Annotated in this window: 21 protein-coding genes, 1 tRNA gene and 1 riboswitch; of the genes, 16 read left to right on the top strand and 6 right to left on the bottom strand. The window is 69.6% G+C overall.

The annotated features are described in order from the left end of the window. Positions 1 to 2 precede the first annotated feature (2 nt). Positions 3 to 85, top strand: a riboswitch (ZMP/ZTP riboswitch). A 51-nt stretch (positions 86 to 136) separates the two neighbouring features. Together glyA and EV140_RS10360 are read left to right on the top strand one after the other, a co-directional pair. Continuing rightward, complete coding sequence (glyA, locus tag EV140_RS10365) at positions 137 to 1,414, top strand: serine hydroxymethyltransferase (protein WP_130283672.1); 1,278 nt, start codon at positions 137 to 139, stop codon at positions 1,412 to 1,414. A 2-nt stretch (positions 1,415 to 1,416) separates the two neighbouring features. After that, positions 1,417 to 2,304, top strand: a complete 888-nt coding sequence (locus EV140_RS10360) for a bifunctional methylenetetrahydrofolate dehydrogenase/methenyltetrahydrofolate cyclohydrolase (protein WP_130283670.1) — start codon at positions 1,417 to 1,419, stop codon at positions 2,302 to 2,304. 309 nt (positions 2,305 to 2,613) lie between these two features. Here the strand turns inward: EV140_RS10360 and EV140_RS10355 are convergent, their stop codons facing one another. Further along, a complete protein-coding gene (locus EV140_RS10355) occupies positions 2,614 to 4,326 on the bottom strand; it encodes a 5-oxoprolinase subunit B/C family protein (RefSeq protein WP_130283668.1) in 1,713 nt (570 codons plus the stop codon). Further along, on the bottom strand, positions 4,323 to 5,096 hold the full coding sequence (locus EV140_RS10350) for a LamB/YcsF family protein (RefSeq protein ID WP_130283666.1): 774 nt from the start codon (positions 5,094 to 5,096) through the stop codon (positions 4,323 to 4,325). Before EV140_RS10350 ends, EV140_RS10355 begins: the two co-directional genes overlap by 4 nt. A gap of 181 nt (positions 5,097 to 5,277) precedes the next feature. On the opposite strand from EV140_RS10350, the gene EV140_RS10345 reads away from it, so the two are divergent. Genes EV140_RS10345 through EV140_RS10325 form a run of 5 tightly spaced genes read left to right on the top strand, consistent with a single transcriptional unit; the run spans position 5,278 to position 9,001 of the window. Then, positions 5,278 to 6,483: a sensor histidine kinase gene (locus tag EV140_RS10345; RefSeq protein ID WP_130283664.1), complete on the top strand. Its 1,206-nt coding sequence runs from the start codon at positions 5,278 to 5,280 to the stop codon at positions 6,481 to 6,483. Beyond that, complete coding sequence (locus EV140_RS10340) at positions 6,480 to 7,244, top strand: hypothetical protein (RefSeq protein ID WP_130283662.1); 765 nt, start codon at positions 6,480 to 6,482, stop codon at positions 7,242 to 7,244. Before EV140_RS10345 ends, EV140_RS10340 begins: the two co-directional genes overlap by 4 nt. Further along, entirely contained in the window at positions 7,211 to 7,681 is a 471-nt protein-coding gene (locus tag EV140_RS10335; RefSeq protein ID WP_130283660.1) for a hypothetical protein, read from the top strand. The genes EV140_RS10340 and EV140_RS10335 overlap by 34 nt, the downstream gene beginning before the upstream one ends. After that, a complete protein-coding gene (locus EV140_RS10330) occupies positions 7,671 to 8,333 on the top strand; it encodes a response regulator transcription factor (RefSeq protein ID WP_096420704.1) in 663 nt (220 codons plus the stop codon). The genes EV140_RS10335 and EV140_RS10330 overlap by 11 nt, the downstream gene beginning before the upstream one ends. Next, positions 8,333 to 9,001 (top strand): thymidine kinase, encoded by a 669-nt coding sequence (locus tag EV140_RS10325; protein ID WP_130283658.1) that lies wholly within the window; start codon positions 8,333 to 8,335, stop codon positions 8,999 to 9,001. The genes EV140_RS10330 and EV140_RS10325 overlap by 1 nt, the downstream gene beginning before the upstream one ends. A gap of 61 nt (positions 9,002 to 9,062) precedes the next feature. Here the strand turns inward: EV140_RS10325 and EV140_RS10320 are convergent. From EV140_RS10320 to EV140_RS10310, 3 genes are all read right to left on the bottom strand, one after another. Further along, positions 9,063 to 9,136: transfer RNA gene (locus EV140_RS10320), tRNA-Pro, on the bottom strand. A 27-nt stretch (positions 9,137 to 9,163) separates the two neighbouring features. After that, positions 9,164 to 10,114 carry a metallophosphoesterase gene (locus tag EV140_RS10315; RefSeq protein WP_130283656.1) on the bottom strand — a complete coding sequence of 317 codons (951 nt, stop codon included), beginning with the start codon at positions 10,112 to 10,114 and terminating at the stop codon, positions 9,164 to 9,166. Then, entirely contained in the window at positions 10,111 to 12,756 is a 2,646-nt protein-coding gene (locus EV140_RS10310) for a transglycosylase domain-containing protein (protein WP_198674427.1), read from the bottom strand. Before EV140_RS10310 ends, EV140_RS10315 begins: the two co-directional genes overlap by 4 nt. Positions 12,757 to 12,830: 74 nt before the next feature. Here EV140_RS10310 and EV140_RS13380 point away from each other — a divergent pair, with 74 nt between their 5' ends. Then, positions 12,831 to 12,995, top strand: a complete 165-nt coding sequence (locus EV140_RS13380) for a Sp36 family protein (RefSeq protein ID WP_173826855.1) — start codon at positions 12,831 to 12,833, stop codon at positions 12,993 to 12,995. Further along, positions 12,995 to 13,456 (top strand): RidA family protein, encoded by a 462-nt coding sequence (locus EV140_RS10305; RefSeq protein WP_130283652.1) that lies wholly within the window; start codon positions 12,995 to 12,997, stop codon positions 13,454 to 13,456. The genes EV140_RS13380 and EV140_RS10305 overlap by 1 nt, the downstream gene beginning before the upstream one ends. An 84-nt stretch (positions 13,457 to 13,540) precedes the next feature. Here EV140_RS10305 and acs read toward each other — a convergent pair whose 3' ends face one another. Further along, complete coding sequence (gene acs, locus EV140_RS10300; RefSeq protein WP_130283650.1) at positions 13,541 to 15,493, bottom strand: acetate--CoA ligase; 1,953 nt, start codon at positions 15,491 to 15,493, stop codon at positions 13,541 to 13,543. Between the two features lie 416 nt (positions 15,494 to 15,909). Between acs and EV140_RS10295 the strand changes: the two genes are divergently transcribed. The 7 genes from EV140_RS10295 to tmk all read left to right on the top strand — a co-directional run bounded on the left by EV140_RS10295 (position 15,910) and on the right by tmk (position 22,420). Beyond that, a complete protein-coding gene (locus EV140_RS10295) occupies positions 15,910 to 16,938 on the top strand; it encodes a TadA family conjugal transfer-associated ATPase (RefSeq protein WP_338418548.1) in 1,029 nt (342 codons plus the stop codon). Further along, entirely contained in the window at positions 16,935 to 17,840 is a 906-nt protein-coding gene (locus tag EV140_RS10290) for a type II secretion system F family protein (protein ID WP_130283646.1), read from the top strand. Before EV140_RS10295 ends, EV140_RS10290 begins: the two co-directional genes overlap by 4 nt. A gap of 101 nt (positions 17,841 to 17,941) precedes the next feature. Continuing rightward, entirely contained in the window at positions 17,942 to 18,148 is a 207-nt protein-coding gene (locus EV140_RS10285) for a DUF4244 domain-containing protein (RefSeq protein ID WP_130283644.1), read from the top strand. Further along, entirely contained in the window at positions 18,145 to 18,495 is a 351-nt protein-coding gene (locus tag EV140_RS10280) for a TadE family type IV pilus minor pilin (protein ID WP_130283642.1), read from the top strand. The genes EV140_RS10285 and EV140_RS10280 overlap by 4 nt, the downstream gene beginning before the upstream one ends. Beyond that, entirely contained in the window at positions 18,492 to 18,833 is a 342-nt protein-coding gene (locus EV140_RS10275; protein ID WP_157985645.1) for an Rv3654c family TadE-like protein, read from the top strand. Before EV140_RS10280 ends, EV140_RS10275 begins: the two co-directional genes overlap by 4 nt. Before the next feature lie 153 nt (positions 18,834 to 18,986). Further along, positions 18,987 to 21,797 (top strand): type I DNA topoisomerase, encoded by a 2,811-nt coding sequence (topA, locus tag EV140_RS10270; protein ID WP_130283638.1) that lies wholly within the window; start codon positions 18,987 to 18,989, stop codon positions 21,795 to 21,797. Continuing rightward, complete coding sequence (gene tmk / locus EV140_RS10265; protein ID WP_130283636.1) at positions 21,794 to 22,420, top strand: dTMP kinase; 627 nt, start codon at positions 21,794 to 21,796, stop codon at positions 22,418 to 22,420. Before topA ends, tmk begins: the two co-directional genes overlap by 4 nt. Positions 22,421 to 22,423: the final 3 nt, after the last annotated feature.

Raw genomic sequence — 22,423 nt, 5'->3', positions numbered from 1 at the left:
ACTAACGGCGTCGCGACTGGCGTTGGATGGGTCACCATCAGGGAGCGACCGACACGGTGAGGGGCCGTACGCCTGGGCCTCGAGCACACAGTGAGGTTGCGGTGCGCCGCGACCCGAGAGCCTAAAAGGAGCCCCCGTGTCTGACCGTCTTCCCACGTCCTTCAACGAGCCGCTGAGCGTCGTCGACCCCGAGATCGCGGCGGTGCTCGACCAGGAACTCAGCCGTCAGCGGCACACGCTCGAGATGATCGCGAGCGAGAACTTCGTCTCGCGCGCCATCCTCGAGGCGCAGGGCTCGGTGCTGACCAACAAGTACGCCGAGGGGTACCCGGGTAAGCGGTACTACGGCGGCTGCGAGTTCGTCGACATCGCCGAGAACCTCGCCATCGAGCGGGCGAAGGCTCTCTTCGGCGCCGAGTACGCCAACGTGCAGCCTCACTCGGGCGCGTCGGCCAGCGCGGCCGTTCTGCACGCGCTCGCGCAGCCGGGCGACACGATCCTCGGCCTCGAGCTCGCCCATGGCGGTCACCTGACCCACGGCATGAAGCTGAACTTCTCGGGCAAGGTCTACAACGCCACGTCGTACGGCGTCGACCCCGAGACGATGCTCATCGACATGGACACCGTGCGGGCGAAGGCCCACGAGGTGAAGCCCGCCGTCATCATTGCCGGCTGGTCGGCCTACCCGCGCCAGCTCGACTTCGCCGCCTTCCGCGCGATCGCCGACGAGGTCGGCGCGAAGCTTTGGGTCGACATGGCGCACTTCGCCGGGCTTGTCGCAGCGGGGCTGCACCCCTCCCCGCTGCCCCACGCGCACGTCGTCAGCTCGACCGTGCACAAGACCCTCGCCGGTCCCCGCTCGGGCATCATCTTGAGCAACGACGAGTCGCTGTTCAAGAAGCTCAACTCGGCCGTGTTCCCCGGCCAGCAGGGCGGGCCGCTCATGCACGTGATCGCCGCGAAGGCGACCGCGTTCAAGGTCGCGGCAGAGCCCGAATTCCGCGACCGCCAGGAGCGCACTCTGCGCGGGGCGAGCATCCTTGCCGAGCGCCTGACGGCCGACGACGCGCGCGCCGCCGGCGTCGACGTCTTGACCGGCGGCACCGACGTGCACCTCGCGCTCGTCGACCTGCGCACCTCGCCGCTGAACGGCCAGGAGGCGGAAGACATTCTGCACGAGGTAGGCATCACGGTGAACCGCAACTCGGTGCCGTTCGACCCGCGACCGCCGATGGTCACGAGCGGCGTGCGCATCGGCACCCCCGCCCTCGCAACGCGCGGCTTCGGCGACGAGGAGTTCACCGAGGTGGCCGACGTGATTGCGCACGCGCTCATGCCGAACCCCGACGTGGCGGCGCTGCGCGGTCGCGTGGCCGAGCTGACCGGCGCGTTCCCGCTCTACCCGGGGCTGTAGGCGTGACGGCGCAGATCCTCGACGGGTCGGCGACCGCGGCGACGATCAAGGCCGAGCTGCGTTCGCGCGTTGCGGCCCTCGCCGAACGCGGCGTCGTGCCCGGACTCGCCACCGTGCTCGTCGGCGAGGACCCCGGATCGCAGTGGTACGTTGCGGGCAAACACCGCGACTGCGCGGAGGTCGGCATCGCGTCGATTCGCCGCGACCTGCCGGAGTCGACCACCCAGGCCGAGCTCGAGGCGGTGCTCGACGAGCTCAACGACGACGACGCGGTGACCGGCTACATCGTGCAGCTGCCGCTGCCGAAGCACATCGACACCGACGCGCTCCTCGAGCGCATCGACCCCGCGAAAGACGCCGACGGGCTGCACCCGACGAACCTCGGGCGGCTCATGCTGCGCGCGGCGCGCGACATCGACACGCCCCTGCCGTGCACGCCGCGCGGCGTCATCGAACTCGTGTCGCGGCACGGCCTCTCGTGGGACGGCCTCGACGTCGTCGTCATCGGCCGCGGCGTGACCGTCGGCCGGCCGATCGGCTCGCTGCTCACCCGCCGCGCGGTGAACGCCACCGTCACGCTGACCCACACGGGTACGCGCGACCTGGGTGCGCACCTGCGCCGGGCCGACGTGATCGTCGCCGCGGCGGGAGTGCCGGGCATCGTGTCGGCCGCCGACGTGAAGCCGGGGGCGATCGTGCTCGATGTTGGGGTGTCGCGGGTAACCGACCCTGACACGGGCAAGTCGCGCATCGCGGGCGACGTCGCCGACGACGTGCGCGAGGTCGCCGCCTGGGTGTCGCCGAACCCCGGCGGGGTCGGGCCGATGACCCGGGCTCTGCTGCTCGCCAACGTGGTCGAGACGGCCGAGCGACAGCACCAGCCAGCCTGAGTGCCGGCGCGCGCCAGCACACCAGCCTGCCTCTGGGGCGGCGCGCGCCCGCCGTAGCTCGCTACCGCGGCTGGTTGCGCTGCGTCTGACGCGCAGAGTGTCGTCTAGCCCCGGAGCGGGCAGCGGTCTGGCGGCGCGTCGACCGCGACACGCAGCCCGCGCTCGGAAACTCCGGGGCGGCGCGACACGACGCAGAATCAGGCGGCCTTGTGACTCCCGTGGCCGGGGACACGCCATCCTGCCTCTCGCTATGAAGAGATGGCGCAGTCGCGGCCAGAGCCCGGGGCTTCGCCCGGCGGCTGTCATGGGTCAGGGGCGCCCGGTGGCGAGCCGTAGCCGCACGTGCGCGCCGGGGCGCAGCTGCGCAAGCCGGTCGAGCGTGTCGTCGGTGACGACTGCGATGACCGGATACCCGCCCGTCACCGGGTGGTCGGGGCCGAGAATCGTGGGGACGCCGTCCGGGCTGACTTGAATGGCTCCCGCGGTCATGCCCTCGCTCGCCAACTCGCGGCCGGCGAACTCTGGCCGGCGGTCGAGGGTGGGGCCGTCGAGGCGAACACCCGTGCGGTCGGCGCGCGACGACACCGTCCATTCCGCATGGAGCATGCGATGCCAGGCGTCGGGGGTGAACCAGTCGAGCCGGGGGCCGGGACGCACGTCAAGTTCTGCGTGGTCAATGGTCGGCGCATCCACCGGCACGAGGTCGATGGCGGGCACCGGGCCGGCGACCGCGCCACCGACGATGAGCTCGTCGCCGGCGCGGACGGGGTGGGGGCCCAGGGCGGCGAGGGTGTCCCGCGAGCGTGAACCAAGCACGGACTCCACGGCGATGCCGCCGCGCACCGCGACGTAGTAGCGCACCCCGCGTGCCGCCGGCCCGATACGCAGCACGGCACCGTCGCGTTCGGCTCGCACGGGGTGGGCGCGGGCGACGGGCGCGTCGTTGAGGGTGACCGGGCCGTCGGCGCCGGTGACCGCGACCCACGCGCCAGCGGGCAGCTCAAGCGCGGCGCCAACCAGTAGCACCTCGAGGCCCGCCGCGCTCTCGTCATTGCCGACCAGGCGATTGGCGAGCCGGTGCGCGGCGCGGTCGAAGGCGCCACTCGCGCCGACGCCGATGGCGGCGAGGCCGGGGCGACCCAGGTCTTGCACGAGCGTGAGTACGCCGGGCTCGAGCAGCCGCAGCACAGCGGCCCCCTCGTCTCGCTCCTTCCCGTCGATCCGCTCCACCTCTGACGCGTGGGCGTGACGGTTCTCAGGAGTTCGGCCCACAGCGCGGCCACCGACCCCTGTGTTTCCTGCCGTCGTGCCGCTCGACTCCTGAGAAACGTCACGGACGACTGCCCGTGCCGGCTCGAACCGCACGCGCGTGCCCGCCGTCACCAGTGCGGGCGGCTCACGCCGTGCGTCCCACAGCACGGCATCAGTGCTGCCGATCAGCTGCCAGCCGCCAGGAGACTCGCGCGGGTACACGCCGCAATACTCAGCAGCGAGAGCCACGGCGCCCGCTGGAACCCGCTGCCGCGCGGTCGCCCGCCGCGGCACGGGCGGAAGCTCGTTGGCACCGCCACCCGCGCCGGCCGGCACGAGGTAGGGAAACCCGGGCGCGAACCCCACGACCGCGCACACCCACTCGGTTGCGGCGTGCCGTACCACGACCTCGTCGACACTGCACCCCCACGCTGAGGCGACGTCCGCGAGATCCTCCCCGTCGTAGACAACCGGGATGCTCACCACAGCCCCGCCCGGCGCGTCGCCTCCCGGCACACCACCGCGCGCCCCCTCACCACGCATTGGCTCGGACTCGTCTAACCTGCTGAGCACGCTCCGCACCCAGTGGTCGAGGTGTGTGAGCCCCGTGACCCGCGTGTCCACCCGGACGAGGACGGTGCGGCCGCCCGGCACAAGCTCGGTGACGCCGTCGATGCGTCGTTCCTCGAGCATCCGGTGTGCCCGCCTCGCACCCGCGAGGCCGTCGCACTCGACCAGCAGAGCGCGGTCGCCGTACGACAGCACCCTCATGAGTGTAAGAGAAACGGGCGCACGTCGACTCCCGCATCGTCGAGACCCGCCCGAACGCCCTGGGCGAGCGCGACGGCGCCACGCGTGTCGCCGTGCACGCACACGCTCCGGGCGTCGATGCGCAGGGTTCCGCCGTCGATAGTGTCGATGATCCCCTCGGTCGCGAGGCGCACGGCGCGCGCCCGCACGACATCGGCGTCATCGATGACGGCGCCGGACAAACCCCGGGAGACAAGTGTGCCGTCGGCGGCATATGACCGGTCGGCGAAGGCTTCCCCAATCACGTCGACGAAGCGGCGGTCGCACGCGCGCTGAATCGCCGACCCCGGCACTCCGGCGAGGGCGAGCACGGGAAGCTCGAACTCGGCGGCCACTCGGGCGACGGCGTCGGCCTGGTCGGCGTCGGCGAGGATGCGCGAGTAGAGCGCTCCGTGCGGCTTGAGATAGCGCACGACGGCACCCGGAATCCCGTCGCACGTGTCGAGTAGCGCGTCGAGCTGCTCGCGAATCTGCCGTTCCAGCACGGGCCCGGGAACATCCATCGCGCGACGCCCGAAGCCCTCCCGGTCGACGTAGGACGGGTGCGCACCGATGACCACGCCAGTGTCAACGGCCGCGTGCACGGCGTTCCACCGCGCATCCGCGTCGCCGGCGTGCCCGCCGCAGGCGAGGTTCGCGCTCGTCACGAGCTGCAGCATCGCATCATCGTCGGCGACCGAAATGCCGGCCCAGCCCTCGCCGAGGTCGCTGTTCAGGTCGATCGCGGGCATGCTGCGAGCCTACGTGGCCCGCGCGGGGGATGGCGAGCGTCGGTGCCGCGGGCGATAATCAGGCGAACGCCACCCCGAAATCAGGCGAACGCCACCCCGAAATCAGGCGAACGCCACCCCGAAATCAGGCGAACGCCACCCCGAAATCAGGCGAACCCCGCCCCCGACGGAAGGAGCCCGTGTGCCCCTCGGGTTGCCTCCGCACCTCGCGAGCTCGACCGCGTCGCTCGCCGTTGTGCGCGCCGGGCACGCCGCTGCCGCCGCCTGTCTTGTGGCCGCGGCTGCCGTCGTCGTGACCCTGCAGGTCACGTTGCCCGAGATCACCGTGTGGCCGGCCCTTATCGTTCTCGCGCCCATGATCGGATTGCTCGTTCTTCTCGATCGCAGCCCATTGGCGTTCATTGGCGCGGGCTACCTCTTCGTCGGAGGTGCGTGCATCGCCTGGTTCACGGTCATCGGCACTGCCCAGCTCGACACGGTGCCACGCAACGACGACTTCACGGTGGGGCTGGTGAAGTCGGCGGTGATCTTGATTGTCGGTGTCGGGCCGGGAATCCTGCGCGCGGTGGCGTGGACCACCGCGGGCCTTCTCGCCGCCGAGGTGTCGTCGGCCGTGGTCATCACGGCACTCGGTGCGAGCTGGACTCCAGCGCCGGGGCCCATCATCCTCTGGGCGTTTCTCGTTGCCGGCCTCGCGTCGCTTCGCTTGCAGCGTCTCCGCGCGCGCACGGCGCTTCCCCTGCTGTATCGGGCGGTGCGCGACGAGATGTTGGCGGAAACCCGGCGCGGTTTCGAGCGCCGTGCGACCGCGCTCGTGCACGACACCGTGCTGAACGACCTGGCTCTGATCGCGCAGCACGATGAGGGCCCGCTCCGGCCCGGTGTGGCTGAGTCGATCTCTGCCGACCTCGCGACGCTCGTGGGCGAAGACTGGCTCGCCGAGGATCCCGACGACATGCCCGTCGAGGCTGCCGACTTCGCCCGGATGCTCGCTGACGCCACCGCGGGCGAACTCGCGGTCGCCGTCTCGGGCGACCTCGCCGTGCTCGATCGCATCGAAAGGGATGCGCGTGCGGAGTTTCTGCGCGCCATCGGCCAGGCGCTCGTCAACGTCCGCCGCCACGCCGGTGTCGCCGAGGCAGAGGTGGTGATCGGCGCGGGTCACGATGATGTGTCGGCGATGATCGTCGATGCAGGCTGCGGGTTCGAGCCATCGCCGGGAGGGGATGGTCGGCTGGGTGTCGACATGAGCATCCTCGCCCGCATGGAAGCGATCGGCGGCGAGGCCCAGGTGTGGTCGCGGGAGGGGAGCGGCACGACGGTCGCCTTGCGAGTGCCCGCCACGAGGCCCGCACCCGTCGTCGCGTCGGGGGACGGTGCCCCGTGACTGCCACCCCGACCACCGTGATCGGCCCTCTGGGCACTCGTCCGCACCCGTGGCGGATGCGCATGGAGAACGTCGATCCACTGTCAGCCGCTGCGGCTCGCCCGCTGACGGTTGTCATCGCGGTGTCGATGGTGGTGCTCGCAATACTCGACTCGGTCACGAAGGCCGAGCAGGTGACGTCGTTTCCCTTCCTGGTGGCGACGTTTGTGATTCTCGTGGCCGCGGTGGTCTTTCTCGTCGACCGCACCCGGCTGAGCCGACCGGGGTGGTCGCGTGCGTCCGCCCTCGTATTGCACGGCCTCCTAGTTCTCCTCATGATCAGCGCCGCTCTCGCAACGTGGGGTGGCAACGTGGCCGTCCGCGACGACTGGGCACCGCTCGTCGTCGCCCTCACCCTGTTCGCCCTCACCTCGTACCGATCGCCGGCCGAACTGGCGATCTGGACGGGCGTTCACACCGGCGTCGCGGCCGTCCTGGGGCTCCTGCAGTCACCGTACGCGCAGACGCCGCTGCCTGCGCCCCTGTTCGCGATCTCCGGCTCGGTCGTCATCCTCATCATCGGCTCGGCCGCAGTTGGCTACGCCCGCTCGATGAACGGCTCCGTCCTGTCGTGGGAGAAGCGGGCCTGGCGCCGTGCAGAGTCCCTCGCACGGGAGGCACGTGGCGGCGTCGCCCGCTCGGTCCGTCAGCAGCAGATCAGCCGCGCGGGCCGTGATGCGATGCCCGTGTGCTCGATCGTGTGGTCGATCGGGGCGAGGTGACGATCGCTGATCGCGACGAGGCGGCGGAACGCGCCGCGAGCATCCGTCGCACCCTGGTCGATGCCGTGCAGCGCAGCTGGTCACGCGAACTCGTCGATGAACTGATCGTTCGACGACCCGAGCTGGCGCCCACCGTCACCATCGACGACCCGGCCGACGCCGGCCGCGCCGGAACGCTCGAAGAGCGCACGCTCATTCGCGCGATGCTCTCGGCCGTCATGGATGCTGTGGGCACCGTTCGCATCGACCTCGCGATCGCGCCGCCTACGGCAGGTCGCGGCCTCAGGGTGCGGATCGCCGCCGTCAGTGAGCGGCCCGCGGAGGAGGTTCGCGACGATCTTGCGCCGCTCATCGCCGCGGTACGCGGTCTGGCGCGCCGCTGCGTTGCGGTCGAGCGTGACGGCGCCCTCGTTCTAGAGTTTGAGTATGGACACTAGGGCGTTCCCGCACGCTCGCGTGCGCCTGGCTATCCTCGACGACCACGAGCTGCTGCTCGACAGCCTCTCGTCGTGGATCAGCGCGAACGCACCCGACTTCGATCTCGTGCTGACCGCGCCCACCTGGTTCGAACTCGTGCAGAGCGAGCAGTTCCCGACCGACCTGGTGCTGCTCGACTTTCAGCTGCAAGAGCCGGTGTCGATCGAGGCGCGTGTGCGCACCTGCCGTGCTGCCGGCGCGAAGGTGATCGTCTTGACGAGCCTCGACACGGATGAGTCGCGCCAGCGGGCATTCGACGCCGGTGCTTCCGCGTTCCTCACGAAGACGATGCCGCTCGGCGAGGTCATGGAGACCGCCCGTCGGGTGATGGGCCTCGAGTCGTCGCCCGAGCAGCCCCGCGATTGGCGGCCGCTGCCATCGGGCGCCACGCGCCACGCTCGCCCCAAGCTCTCGCAGAGCGAGGGGGAGGCGCTTGCCCTGTACGCGAGCGGCCTGTCGACCAACGAGGTCGCCACTCGCATGAACGTGCAGTACGAGACGGCGAAAACCTACCTGCGCCGAGTGCGCGACAAGTATGCGCGAGCGGGGCGACCAGCGTCGACGAAGTCTGAACTGATCCGGCGAGCCGCCGAGGACGGATACCTGCAGTAATGGCGAAGCTGTACTTCCGGTACGGGGCGATGAACAGCGGCAAGTCGACGGCGCTGCTGCAGGCGGCCTACAACTACCAAGAGCGCGGCCAGCGGGTGCTGCTCGCGAAGCCACGCATCGACACGAAGGGCGACCAGACGATCGTGTCGCGCCTCGGCGTCACCCGCCCCGTCGACTTCACCATCGACCTCCCTGACGACGTCTACACGGTTTTTCAGCGCCAGCGCGCTGCGGTGCTGCGCGACGAGGGTCGCGACGTGTCCTGCCTGCTGGTTGACGAGTCGCAGTTCCTGACTCCCGAGCAGGTGGATGACCTGTTGCGCATCGCCATCCGCGAGAACATTCCGGTGCTCGCCTACGGCATCCGTACCGATTTTCAGACGGTGGCCTTCCCGGGAAGTCGGCGCCTGCTCGAGATCGCCCACTCGCTCGAAGAGTTGAAGACGATCTGCCGGTGCGGACGCAAAGCCATCTTCAACGGTAGAACCGTGGGTGGTCGGTTCATTTTTGCGGGGGACCAGGTCGCCATCGACGGCGTCGACGTCGCGTACGAGTCGCTGTGCGGCTCGTGTTACCTCGACGAGTCCGGCGACACGCTCGCCTCTGGCAGGCGGGCGCCTGTCGAGCTCGACCCCGATGTGCTCGCGCCCGACCCCGACTTCAGCTGAGACGAGAAAACCCTCGAACCGGAAGGCTCGAGGGTTTTCTCTGTCCTCAATGAGGACACCGTCGGGGTAACAGGATTTGAACCTGCGACCTCGTCGTCCCGAACGACGCGCGCTACCAAGCTGCGCCATACCCCGTGGAGGTCTGCGGCTGAGCCGCACGTGTCAAGCGTACCCGATGTCGTCGCCGACGAGTGTCACGAGCACGGCCTCGGGAGGGCAGGCGAAGCGCACGGGAGCGTAGATCGAATGGCCGAGGCCGGCTGAGACGTTGAGGTAGGCGGCGTGGTGTGCGTGGTACCAGAGGCTGAGGCCCCGGGCTTGCTCGGCGGGAAGGTCACAGTTGGTGACGAGGGCGCGCCCGCCCGGCAGGCAGACCTGCCCGCCGTGGGTGTGGCCCGCGAAGATCAGGTCGGCGCCCTGAGTGGTGAACGTGTCGAGCACGCGTCGGTAGGGGGCGTGCGTCACGCCGATTGTGACAGCGGGGTCGTCAGTGTCGTCGTCGTCCTGTTCACGCAGTTCGTCGAGCAGCGACGGCACGATGTCGAGGCGATCCCATCCGCGGTGGGCGTCGTTGACGCCGACGAGGTCGAGGATCGACCCGTTGATGGCGAGCTGGCCGACATCGTTGTTGAGTCCGTGCCAGCCGAGCCGCTCGCCGAGCAGGCGTTCGAGCGCGTCGACATCGAGGCGCTCAACGTCGTCGGCGTCCCCCTTCGAGGGCCCGAGTAGGTAGCGCAGCGGGTTCTTGAAGGTGGGCGCGAAGTAGTCGTTCGACCCGTGTACGAAGACTCCGGGCACGCCGTCGAACGGCATCAGCGCCTCGGTCAGGGCGGGCAGAGCCTCGGTATGGCCGAGCAGGTCGCCCGTCGAGACGATGAGGTCGGGCCTTAGAGAGGTCAGGCCGCGAACCCAATCGATTCGATCGTGCTGCCAGGGTGCGAGATGCAGGTCGCTGAGGTGCAGAATGCGAATCGGGTCGGCGCCCGGCCTGAGAACGGGAACGATCTCTGTGCGCACTCGATAGGCACGACGTTCGATCCCGATTGCGTATACGGCAGCGGCCGCCGCAACCCCGAGGGTTACGGCGGCCGCCCTCGCGGCGACCGTCTTCATCGGCAATTGTCTCGTTGCACGGTGATGCGAATCGTTGCGTCTCGGTTGACCGTTTCGCCGGCCGCGGGGCTCTGCTCGGTCACTCGCTCAGGGGCAGACGCGGGGGGCGTCGGCGCCGGGCTCGGCTCCACGCTCGGTGACGGTGCCGGGTTCTGGCTCGGCTCCGGGTTCGGTGTTGGGCCGGGGTTCGGGCGTCGCGCGTCGCACCTGACCACGATGTTCGAGAACCCTGCGTCGGCCAGTACGGCTCGAGCCTGGTCGAGCGTGTAGCCGGGGCTCACGACGTCGGGCATCGTTGTTTGGTTTCCTGCACTCAGCTGAACCCGAACGGGGGTCCCGAGGCTGAGGAACGCGCCAGGAGCGGGGTTTTGCGTGGCGATGAGACCCTCGGGCACGGTGGAGTCGACTCGTCCCCCCTCGATGATGAGTCGGAAACCGAGGCCCTCGATGATGCCGCGGGCGACCTCGGGGTCCTGGCCGGTCACATCGGGCAGGTTCACGCCCTGGCCGCGCAGTAGGCGGTCGGGAACCTCGGGGATCGCGTCGCCACCGTAGGCAGCATTCGCGGCGCCCATGATGGGTCGGAAGATCTCGTGCCGGAGGTTTGTGCCGTTCGGCAGATTGCTCACGACGAACTCGCCGGTGATGTTGCCCACCCACGAGGCGGTGCCGATGCGCGTCGAGCCGCCGACCATCCAGGTGTGACGCGCGTTGTCGGTGGTTCCCGTCTTGCCAACAACGGGGACGTCGCCGCCCGGGTTCGAGGCCTGACCGGTTCCGCGGGTGATGACCTCGCGCATGGCGAAGGTTGTGGCGGCGGCGACGTCGGCGTCAATCGCCTGGCGGCACTCTGAGACCTGGCCAGGTAGCTCAGTGCCGTTGCGATCGATAAGGCGATCGACGGCGATCGGCTCGCAGTATTGGCCGCCGTTCTGAATCGCACCGAACGCGGCGGCCATACTCAAGGGCGAGATCTCGTTGGTGCCAAGGACTGCCGACGGGTTGGTCTGCAGGGGACCTCCGTCGGCCCGCGTTACGCCGAGCCGTTCCGCAGCGTCGGCGATGCCGCACAGGTCGAGCTGCTGCGCGATCGCCGCATACGACGTGTTGACCGAGTTCACGGTTGCCTGCAGAACACTCATCACGCCGCCGCCAGCACCCGCAAAGTTGCGCGGCTCCCAAGCAGCACCGCCCCACGGCCCGTTGCACGAGTCGGTGAAGGTCGCAGGCTCGAAGCGACTGCGCGACCCGTCGATGAACTCTTGGAGGCCTCGACCTGATTCCAGCCATTCGACGAGAGCGAAAATCTTGTAGGTCGATCCGGTCTGGAAGCCGCGGGAGCCGCCGTACGGGAAGTCGGTGTTGAAGTTCACGGCGCTGGTCGTCACGCCCCCGCCTTCGAGACTGTTGTCGAACCGCTTGTTCTGCGCCATCGTCAGGATGCGCCCGGTGTTCGACTCGACCGAAATGCTGGCGCCACCGATGTCGTAGGGGATGCCGTTGCCGGTTTCACCCACGGCATCGGCCGGTACAACGCTCCACACCGTGTCTTGTGCCACGCGCTGAAGCGACATATCGAGCGTCGTGTACACGTCGTAGCCGCCCTGACGCCACGCGGTCTCGCGCTCCTCGGGCGTCGCCCCGAGCGACTCGAGTTCGGGAATCAGGTTGACGACGTAGTCACACATGTACCGGGCGTACTCGTCGGCCGCGATGCAGCCAGAGCGCGGGGTTGACAGGGTGACGAACTCGGCGTCGACCGGCGTGTTGAGCGCCTCGTCACGTTCGGCAGCGCTGATGAAGCCTTCGTCGTACATGCCGCGAATGATGAAGTTTCGGCGATCCTGGTTGCGCTGGTAATTTTCTTCACTCAGTAGAGAACGCGCGCTTGGTTGCTGCACAATCGCGATCAGGCTTGCCGCTTGCGCGACGTTGAGCTCGGCGGCGGTGATGCCGAAGTACAGCTGCGCGGCGGCCTCGATGCCGTAGGTGTTGCCGCCGAAGCCCGCGATGTTCAGGTACGCGAGCATGATCTCGTCTTTGGTGTACTGCTTTTCGAGGCCGATGGCGAGCTTCGCTTCGTTGAGCTTGCGCTCGAGCGTCGTCTCTTGCGCCGCGCGCACCGCCTCGTTTCGCTCTTCGCCGGGCGGGAACTGCTGGATCGCCTGGTTGATGAAGATGTTCTTCACGAGCTGCTGGGTGAGCGTCGATCCGCCGCCGGTGATGTCGCCGGCAGCGAAGTTGCCGAGGGCCGCCCGCACAATGCCCTGCGGATCGATGCCGCCGTGCGAGTAGAAGCGTCGGTCTTCGGCCGCCAGCGTCGCCTGGATGACGGTCTCGGCGATCTGGTCGTAGTCGACCTCTTCACGGTTCTCACTGAAAACGTCGGCGATCTTGACGTAGCCATCTTCCGGATCGTTGCTGACCTGCGCGTACAGCTCGTTGCGCTGCGAGAGCGGGTCGATGCGGATGTATTCGGGCAGGCTGTCGAAGATGCCGATGGTGTTGTTGGCCGCCATGCCGGTGACCGCGATGGCGGGGGTCACCATGATCGTGGTGAGCAAGCCGATGATGGCGCTCAGGCCGATCATGCCGGCGAACGCCCCCAGTGCGCCGGCGGGCGAAGAATTCTGGGCAGACATAGACTCAAGGCTACGGCAGAGGTGCCTATGACGTCTCTGAACGTGACCCATCTTTGACAATTGAAAGGCCGCTGATGACGCGCTGGGAGTACATCACCACGCCCCTGATGATCCACAACACCACGGCGATCCTGAATACGTGGGGCTCCGAGGGTTGGGAACTCGTGCAGATCGTGACCGGCCCCGAGGGTGGCCTCGTCGCCTACTTCAAGCGTCCGGTCGCGGGCGACGCCGCCTGATGAGCGCTCTGGATGCTCGCCTCGCCGAGCTCGGAATCACCATCCCCGAGGTGGCCGCCCCGGTCGCCGCCTACGTTCCGGCGGCCGTGTCGGGTCAGCTAGTGTTCACCGCCGGCCAGCTCCCGTTCGTGGACGGCAGACTGCCGGCCACGGGCAAAGTGGGTGCCGAGGTGAGCCCTGAGCGTGCTGCCGAGCTCGCCGGCATCGCGGTGTTGAACGCTTTGGCGGCCGTGAAGAGCGTGATCGGATCGCTCGACCGAGTGACCCGCATCGTGAAGGTCACGGGGTTCGTCGCCTCAGACCCGAGTTTCTCGGGCCAGCCCGCCGTGCTGAACGGCGCGAGCACGCTGCTGGGCGACATCTTCGGGGACATCGGCGTGCACTCGCGCAGCGCCGTCGGCGTCGCGGTGTTGCCACTCGACGCCCCCGTCGAGGTTGAGCTGATCGTCGAGTTCGCCTAGCCGAACCCGAGCCGTAGACGACACCGGGGCCGGGCATCCATGATTCAGATGCCCGGCCCCCGTCTCGTCTGACGTGGCGCCTCGCTACCGGAAGGACGCGCTGATCGACGCGACGACGTTCGTGTCGGTCAACGTGGTCGTGTCTCCGACCTCTCGCCCTTCCGCGATGTCGCGCAGCAGTCGCCGCATGATCTTGCCCGAGCGGGTCTTCGGCAGCTCGGCGACGATGAACACCTTGCGGGGGCGCGCGATGGCACCAATCTGCTCGGCGACATGCGCCCGCAGCTGCGCCTCCGCCTCCTCGTCGGTGACGCTCCCGACCATGCGCTGGCGGAGGATCACGAAGGCGACAACAGCCTGGCCGGTAGTCTCGTCGTTGGCGCCCACGACCGCCGCCTCGGCGACAAGCTCGTGCGATACGAGCGCTGACTCGATCTCCATGGTCGACAGGCGGTGGCCCGAGACGTTCATGACGTCGTCGACGCGACCGAGCAGCCAGACGTCGCCGTCCTCGTCGAGGTGTGCGCCGTCGCCGGCGAAGTACTTGCCCTCGAACGCCGACCAGTAGGTGTCGACGAAACGCTGATCGTCGCCCCAGATGCCGCGCAGCATGCTCGGCCACGGCTCGGTGACGACGAGCAGGCCGCCCGCCTCCTTGCCCACGTGCGCGCCCTGCTCGTCGAGCACGTCCACGCTGATGCCGGGAAGCGGCACCTGCGCCGAGCCGGGCTTCGCCGTCGTCACGCCGGGGAGCGCGCTGATCATCATCGCGCCGGTCTCGGTCTGCCACCACGTGTCGACGATGGGGGTGCGGCCGCCGCCGATGACCTGACGATACCAAACCCACGCCTCGGGGTTGATGGGTTCGCCGACGCTGCCAAGCACCCGAAGGGTGGCGAGGTTGTACTGGTTCGGCACCTCGCGGCCGATCTTCATGAACGAGCGGATCGCGGTCGGCGCCGTATAGAACAGCGTGACACCGTACTTCTCGATGATCTCCCACCAGCGCCCCGGGTGCGGGGTGTCGGGGGTCCCCTCGTAGATGACCTGGGTGGCGCCGTTTGCGAGCGGGCCGTAGACCACGTAGCTGTGCCCGGTGATCCAGCCGACATCGGCGGTGCACCAGTAGACGTCGCTCTCGGGCTTCAGGTCGAAGACGTTCTTGTGGGTGAACGCCGCCTGGGTGAGGTACCCACCCGAGGTGTGCAGGATGCCCTTCGGCTTCCCCGTCGTGCCGCTCGTGTAGAGGATGAACAGCGGATTCTCGGCCTCGAAGCCTTCCGCCTCGTGCTCGGGCTCCGCCTCGGCCATGAGCTCGTGCCACCACAGGTCGCGGCCCTCGCTCCAGTCGACCTCGTTCTCGCCGCGGCGGACGACCAGCACGTTCTGGATCGATTCCGCGCCCGAGGCGAGCGCAGCATCCACGGCGTTCTTGAGGTTGAATACCGTTCCCTTGCGGTAGCCGCCGTCGGCGGTGATGACAAGCTTCGCCTCGGCGTCGTCGATGCGCGCGCGCAGGCTTTCGGCCGCAAACCCGCCGAAAACGACGGAGTGAATCGCGCCGAGGCGGGCGATCGCGAGCATGGCGATGACCGCTTCGGGGATCATCGGCATGTAGAGCGCCACACGGTCGCCCTGACCGATGCCAAGACCCGCGAGTACGTTCGCCGCCTTCTTCACCTCGGCGGTGAGCTCGGCATACGTGATGGCGCGCGAGTCGCCGGGCTCGCCCTCGAAGTAGAGGGCGACGCGGTCGCCGTTGCCGGCCTCGACGTGGCGGTCGAGGCAGTTGTAGGCGACGTTGATGCGGCCGTCGTGGAACCAGCGCGCGAACGGCGGGTTCGACCAGTCGAGGGTCTGGGTGAACGGCGTGTGCCAGCTCAGCAGCTCGCTCGCCTGGCGGGCCCAGAAGCGCAGGCGGTCGGCCTTTGCTTCCTCGTAAAGCTCGGCCGTGGCGTTCGCCTGGGCGGTGAAGGCGGGCTCAGGAGCGAACCGGCGGTTTTCGTGCAGGAGGCTGTCGATCGATGTCGAGGACATACATCTACTTTCGTCGATGTGCGGACTGGCCTGGTCTGCCGCGACGGTGCGAGTGAACAGACGCCATCGTAGGGCTTCGCGCAGGTGTTCGCGATCTTCCGCGTCGTGGTGCGTCACAGACAACGCGTGTCCCCCATTCGGGTGTCCGCACTTGGGGGGACGAAATGGGGGTCAAAATTGTCTTGACCGTGAGCCTTCCTGGCGTACACTGAACGTAGTCAGCAGCAAAACTGACCTCGCGGCGCGAACGATTCCCCCCAATCTCGTGTCGCTGTGGCGGCGTCCAAATCCCCCCAAGTGGGCGCCGCCCCTGACGTACAGCGGCGGCTCCTCCCCACGGAGGGGCCGCCGCTTCGTCGTCCCCGGCTGATCGGTCGATGCGGGATGCTCGTGGCGCATTCGCGCACACTCGCCCGGTGCCCGCCGCCTCGCCTTCCACCCCCTTCCTTCCCGTGGCGCGTGCCGACGCGGGCTCCCACCGCGAAGTGGATCCGGAGGTGATCGAGGCGCTGGGGCCGCTCGCTCCGCTCGCCACCGACGGCCGCCTCACCGATCTCTTCATCACCGCTGAGGGGCGGGTGCACGCCGACGCCGGCGCGGGAGCTGAGCCGATCGACGGCCTCACCCTGTCTGCCGACGAGGCGCGTGCCCTCGTCGTGCACCTCATCGCCCTCGGGGGCCGGCACATTGACGAGGCCGCCCCCTGCTGCGACGTGCGCCTCGGCGAGGGCCTGCGCGCGCACGGCGTGCTGCCGCCCGTCAGCATCGGGGGCGCATTGCTGTCGCTGCGGTTGCCCCGGCCGATGCCGCCAGGCCTTCCCGAGCTCGGCTTGCCAGCCGAGGCGACCGCGGCTCTCACGCGGGCTTTGACGGCCCGCCTCACCTTGCTTATCACGGGGGCGACCGGCAGCGGCAAGACCACTTTGCTGTCGGCCTGGCTATCGGGCGCCGACCCGCGCGACCGCATCGTCGTGCTCGAAGACGTGGCCGAGGCGCGCATCAGACACCCCCACGTTGTGTCGCTGGAGACCCGGCAGCCGAATCTCGAGGGTGCCGGGGGAGTGGACCTCCCGCGCCTCGTTCGCGAGGCGCTGCGGATGCGCCCCGACCGACTCGTCGTCGGAGAGTGCCGCGGGGCCGAGGTGCGCGAGTTCCTTGCCGCCCTCAACACCGGGCACCGCGGAGGCGCCGGAACCCTGCACGCCAACGGCCTCGGCGATGTCGCCGCCCGGCTCGAGGCGGTCGGAATGCTTGCGGGGCTGGCGCCGCCAGCTCTCGCCCGCCAGGCCGTCAGCGGCATCGACCTCGTGGCGCACCTGGCGCGCGACGCCGAGGGCCTGCGCACGATCGCCTTCGGACGGCCGTCACTGGATGCTCGCGAGCGCTTGCGTATCGACCTCCTCGACCCCGAGGCGGTCGCCCCCGACGGCCCGGCGCCGCCGTGACGGCGGCGGACGAGTCGCTTCCCCGCCTCATCCACCGGCTGGCAGTGTTGCTGAGCGCCGGCCTCGCCCCAGCGTCGGCGTGGCGGCACCTCGCCGCGGCAGGACGGGAGCGGGCGCATCCCCTCGTCGCGGCGGTGGCCGAGCATCCCGCGCTCGTCCGTGACCCCGCTGACGCGATGGCCGCCGCCTCGCCCGACCCGCCGGTCGAGTGGCGGGCGCTGACCGCCGCGTGGCGGATCGCCGCCACCGCGGGGGCGCCCCTGTCGGCCGTGCTGCGCTCGATTGCCGACGCCCTGCGCGACCGGGCTGACGCGCGCCGCGAAATCGCCGTGGCGCTCGCTGCGCCGCGGGCCACGGCGCGACTGGTCTTGTGGTTACCCGCTGCGGGCGTGCTGCTGGCACTCATCATCGGGGTCGATGTCGTAGCCACGGTGCTGAACCCGATCGGCCTGATCAGCGTGGTCGCGGGGCTCGGCCTCGTGCACGTGGGTCGGCGATGGACGAGTCGCCTGCTCGCGGCGGCCGAGCCTCCCGCCCCCACCGCGGGGCTCGGCTACGAGCTACTCGCCGTGGCGGCAGCGGGCGGGCGGGGTCCGGAGGCGGCGCTGCAGCTCGTGCTCGACCACCTCGCCGCGGTCGATTGTGCACCGTCGCCCACTGAGACAGCCGAGCTGACGGAGCTAGTCGCGCTCTCTCGGGGGTCGGGCGCACCACTGGGCGAGCTCGCCCGTGCGGAGGCCCGTGAGGCTCGAGTGGCCGCACGCGGTGTGGCCCGGCGAACGGCCGAACGCCTCGGCGTGCGCCTCATGCTGCCGCTCGGTGCGTGCATCTTGCCCGCCTTCCTGCTCATTGGCGTCGTGCCGATCCTGCTCGGCATCGTCTCCTCCACACTCGCCGGCTGACGGCCGACCGACCCGATGCGCGGGCGCGCGTCCCGCTCGCACCGCACGACGCCGACACTGGTCGCGTTCGTGTCCCCTCACCCGACGAAAACGGAGACCCCATGTCGACCCTCACCCGCCCCCACCGCCAACTCGCCCTCCTGCGCAGTCGCCTCTCCAGCGACCGCGGAGCGGCCACGGCCGAGTACGCGATCGCCACGATGGCGGCCGTCGCCTTCGCCGGGCTTCTCGTCGTCATCATGCAGAGCGACGAGGTCCGCGGCATCCTCACCGACATGGTGCGCTCGGCGCTGACCTTCGGCGGGTGAGCGGGCGCGGTGGCCGCGCGGCGGATGACCGCGGCGCGGTAAGCGCCGAACTCGTCGCCGCGCTCCCCGCGCTGCTCGTGGTGCTCGCCCTGTGCCTCGGCGGGCTCACGGCCGCGACCGCGCAGGCGCGAGCCCACGAGGCGGCGACGATGGCCGCGCGCCTGCTTGCTCGCGGAGCTCCCGAGTCCGACGCGCACCGCCACGTCGGGCAGTCGCTCGTCGCAGCGCGGCTCGTCGTCAGCCGAGCCGACGGGCTGGTCTGCGCCCGTGTCGAGCACACCCACCGCCTGCTGGGCCTGCCCCTGGCCGTTGAGGCCCGCTCGTGCGCGCTCGACAGCGGCTGGTGACCGGCCGCGACCGCGGAGCGGCGACTCCGCTCGTCGTGGGTGCCATCGCCGCGAGCGTGCTGCTCGCGATGCTGCTGCTGGGCGTCGGGGCGGCGCTCGCCGACGCGTCACGACTCGCGCACACGGCCGACGGGGCGGCGCTGGCCGCCGCCGACACGCTCCTCGGCTGGCTGCCGGGCGAGCCGTGCACCGCGGCCGAGCGTGTCGCGGCGGCCCACGGCGCGCAGGTCTCGGCGTGCGATGTCGGCGAGGTGAGCGTCGTTGTGACGGTGCGGCGCAGCATCCTGTCGATGTCCGTCGAACGCTCGGCGCGAGCCGGCGCGGCCGACCGACGCTAATGGGCTTCGTCGGCCGGGTGTGTATGGTGACGGTGACCGGGGCCATCCGCCACCGGTTAGCGCGACGAGGTACTGCTGCCTCGACTGCGGCCTACCCCGGCCGCCCGCCGCAGCCCCCGTCGCTCGCACTAGCCGCACACATAAAGGAGCACCGTGCCCGGTACGAAGAAGCTTGTCATCGTCGAGTCGCCCGCCAAGGCGAAGACGATCGGCCGCTACCTCGGCGACGACTACGAGGTGCAGGCCTCCGTCGGGCACGTGCGCGATCTCATGGAGCCGAAGAACCTGCCCGCCGAGCTGAAGAAGGGCCCGCTCGGCAAGTTCGCCATCGACGTCGACAACGGATTCGAGCCGCACTACGTTGTGTCCGACTCAAAGAAGCGCACCGTCGCCGATCTCAAGAAGGCGCTGAAGGGTGCCGACGAGCTCTGGCTCGCCACGGATGAAGACCGCGAAGGTGAGGCCATCGCGTGGCACCTGCTGGAGGTGCTGAAGCCGAAGGTTCCCGTCAAGCGCATGGTGTTCCACGAGATCACCAAGGAGGCAATCCAGAAGGCCGTTGACGCGACGCGAGACCTCGACACAGCCCTTGTCGACGCGCAGGAGACACGTCGCATCCTCGACCGCCTCTACGGCTACGAGGTCAGCCCGGTGCTGTGGCGGCGCATCGGTCCCGGCCTGAGCGCTGGCCGCGTGCAGTCGGCCGCGACTCGCCTCATCGTCGACCGGGAGCGGGAGCGCATCGCCTTCGTCTCGGCCAGCTACTGGGACCTCGACACGACCCTGACCCCGAGCGGCGAGAGCGCCCCGTTCGCGGCTCGGCTGTCGCGATTTGGCGGCAGCAAGGTCGCCACGGGGCGCGACTTCGACGACCGCGGCCAGCTGAAGGCGAAGGACGCGGTGGCGCTCGACGAGGCCACCGTGACGAGCCTCGCCGAGGCGCTGCGCGCATCCGACCTGCAGCTCACCGTCACGAGCGTCGAGTCGAAGCCGTACACGCGGCGCCCCGCCGCGCCGTTCACCACCTCGACGCTGCAACAGGAAGCCGGCCGCAAGCTGCGCTTCACCGCACGCCAGACCATGTCGGTCGCGCAGTCGCTGTACGAAAACGGCTACATCACCTACATGCGTACCGACTCAGTCACGCTCTCGCAGCAGGCGGTCGACGCGGCCCGCAGTCAGGCGCGCGAGCTGTACGGCGCAGACTCCGTGCCCGAGAAGCCCCGCCTCTACAGCGGCAAGAGCAAGAACGCGCAGGAGGCGCACGAGGCCATTCGCCCTGCCGGCGACGTCTTCCGCACCCCCAGCCAGCTCGAGGGCACGCTGCGCGGCAACGACTGGAAGCTCTACGACCTCATCTGGAAGCGCACGGTCGCCAGCCAAATGGCGGATGCTCGCGGCCAGACCGCCTCGATCGCGATGGCCACCGGCCCGCTCAGCAGCACCGACGAGCGCATCTCGGGTCAGGTCGCCGAATTCGCCGCCAGCGGTACCGTCATCACCTTCCGCGGCTTCCTCGCCGCCTACGAAGAGGGCCGCGACGAAGAGCGCAACGCCGACCCCGCGGAGGCGAAAGAGGCGACGCTGCCGCCGTTGACCGAGGGCCAGGCGCTCGGCGTCATCGACACCGAGCCGAAGGGTCACGAGACGAGCCCGCCGCCGCGCTACACCGAGGCGAGCCTCGTCAAGGCGTTGGAAGAGCGCGGCATCGGCCGACCCTCGACCTACGCGTCGATCATCTCGACCATCATCGACCGCGGCTACGTCGCCCCGCGCGGCTCGGCGCTCGTGCCCGGGTGGGTCGCGTTCAGCGTCGTCAAGCTGCTCGAACAGCACTTCGGCGACCTCGTTGAGTACGACTTCACCGCCGAGATGGAGGCCGACCTCGACCGCATCGCCCGCGGCGAGGCCGACCGCACCGACTGGCTGAAGGCGTTCTACTTCGGCGATGACCGGCAACCCGGCCTGCGCCCCGTCGTCGACAACATCGGCGACATCGACGCCCGTGCCATCAACTCGATTCCGATCACCGAGGCGATCACGCTGCGCGTCGGCAAGTACGGCCCCTTCCTCGAAGTGGACGAGGGCGGAGACACCCCGCGCCGGGTCAACATTCCGCAAGACATGGCTCCCGACGAGCTCACCCCGACCCGAGCGCAAGAGCTCGTCGATGCTCCCGTCGTCGGCGACCGCGAGCTCGGCATCAACCCCGCCACGGGCAAGATGGTCGTCGCGAAGGACGGCCGCTTCGGGCCATACGTGACCGAGGTGGATCCCGCCCCCGAGCCGCAGGTCGACACCGCCACCGGCGAAGTCGTCGACGAGGCACCCGCGAAGGTGCCCGCCCGCGGAAAGAAGGCGGCCGCCGAGAAGCCGCGCACGGCATCCCTGTTTAAGGACATGTCGCCCGACACGATCGATCTCGACACGGCCATCCGCCTGCTCGACCTGCCCCGAACGGTCGGCGACGACCCGGGGAGTGGCGAGCCGATCACCGCGCAGAACGGGCGGTATGGGCCCTACCTGAAGAAGGGCACCGACACCCGCTCGCTCGACAGCGAGGCGCAGATCTTCGAGATCGATCTGGCCGGCGCGCTCGAAAAGTTCGCCCAGCCGAAGTACGGCGCCCGCAAGGCCTCGAGCGCGCTGAAAGAATTTGACGCCGACCCGGTGAGCGGCAAGCCGATCAAGCTGAAAGACGGCCGCTTCGGCCCCTATGTCACCGACGGCGAGACGAACGCGACCGTGCCGCGCGGCGAAGACCCGATGGAAATCGACTTCGAGCGCGCCGTACAACTCATCGCGGACAAGCGTGCGAAGGGGCCGGCCAAAAAGCCGGCCGCGAAGCGCGGAACGGCCGCCAAGAAGCCGGCGGCGAAGAAGACCCCCGCCAGGAAGCCGGCTACCAAGAAGCCCCCGGCGACAAAGACCGCCGCGAAGAAGACCCCGCCGGCCGCCGAATGAGCGCCCGGGGTCTCTTCCTGACGTTCGAGGGCGGAGACGGCTCGGGGAAGACCACCCAGTCGGCGCTGCTGACCGAGTGGCTGACCCAGCACGAGCGCACGGTGCTGCACGCGCGCGAACCCGGGGGAACCGAGCTGGGGCTCGAGGTGCGCGAGATCGTCATGCACCGTCGCGGCTTCGTCGCGCCCCGAGCCGAAGCGCTGCTGTACGCGGCCGACCGGGCCCAGAACGTTGCCACCGTCGTGCGCCCGGCGCTCGAGCGCGGCGACATCGTCATCCAAGACCGCTACCTCGACTCGTCCGTCGCCTACCAAGGTGCCGGCCGCATCTTGTCCATGGCCGAAGTGCGTGAGCTCTCGCTCTGGGCGACGGAGGGCCTGCTGCCCGACCTCACGGTGCTGCTCGACCTCGACCCCGCGGTCGGCCGCACCCGACTCGACGCGAGCCGCACCCGCTACGACCGGCTCGAGGCTGAGCAGCTCGACTTCCACACCCGGGTGCGCGACGCCTACCTCGAGCTTGCCGCTGCTGAGCCCGAGCGCTTCCTCGTGCTGGATGCGACCCGCCCCGTCGATGAGTTGCAGCAGAGCATCCGGGGTCGCGTGTCGGACCTCCTCGATTAGGGT

The sequence above is a fragment of the Microcella alkaliphila genome, assembly GCF_004216855.1.
Taxonomy (GTDB): Bacteria; Actinomycetota; Actinomycetes; order Actinomycetales; family Microbacteriaceae; genus Microcella; species Microcella alkaliphila.
The sequence above is the reverse complement of the archived record's forward strand: the minus strand, read 5'-3'. Positions and strand labels throughout refer to the sequence as shown.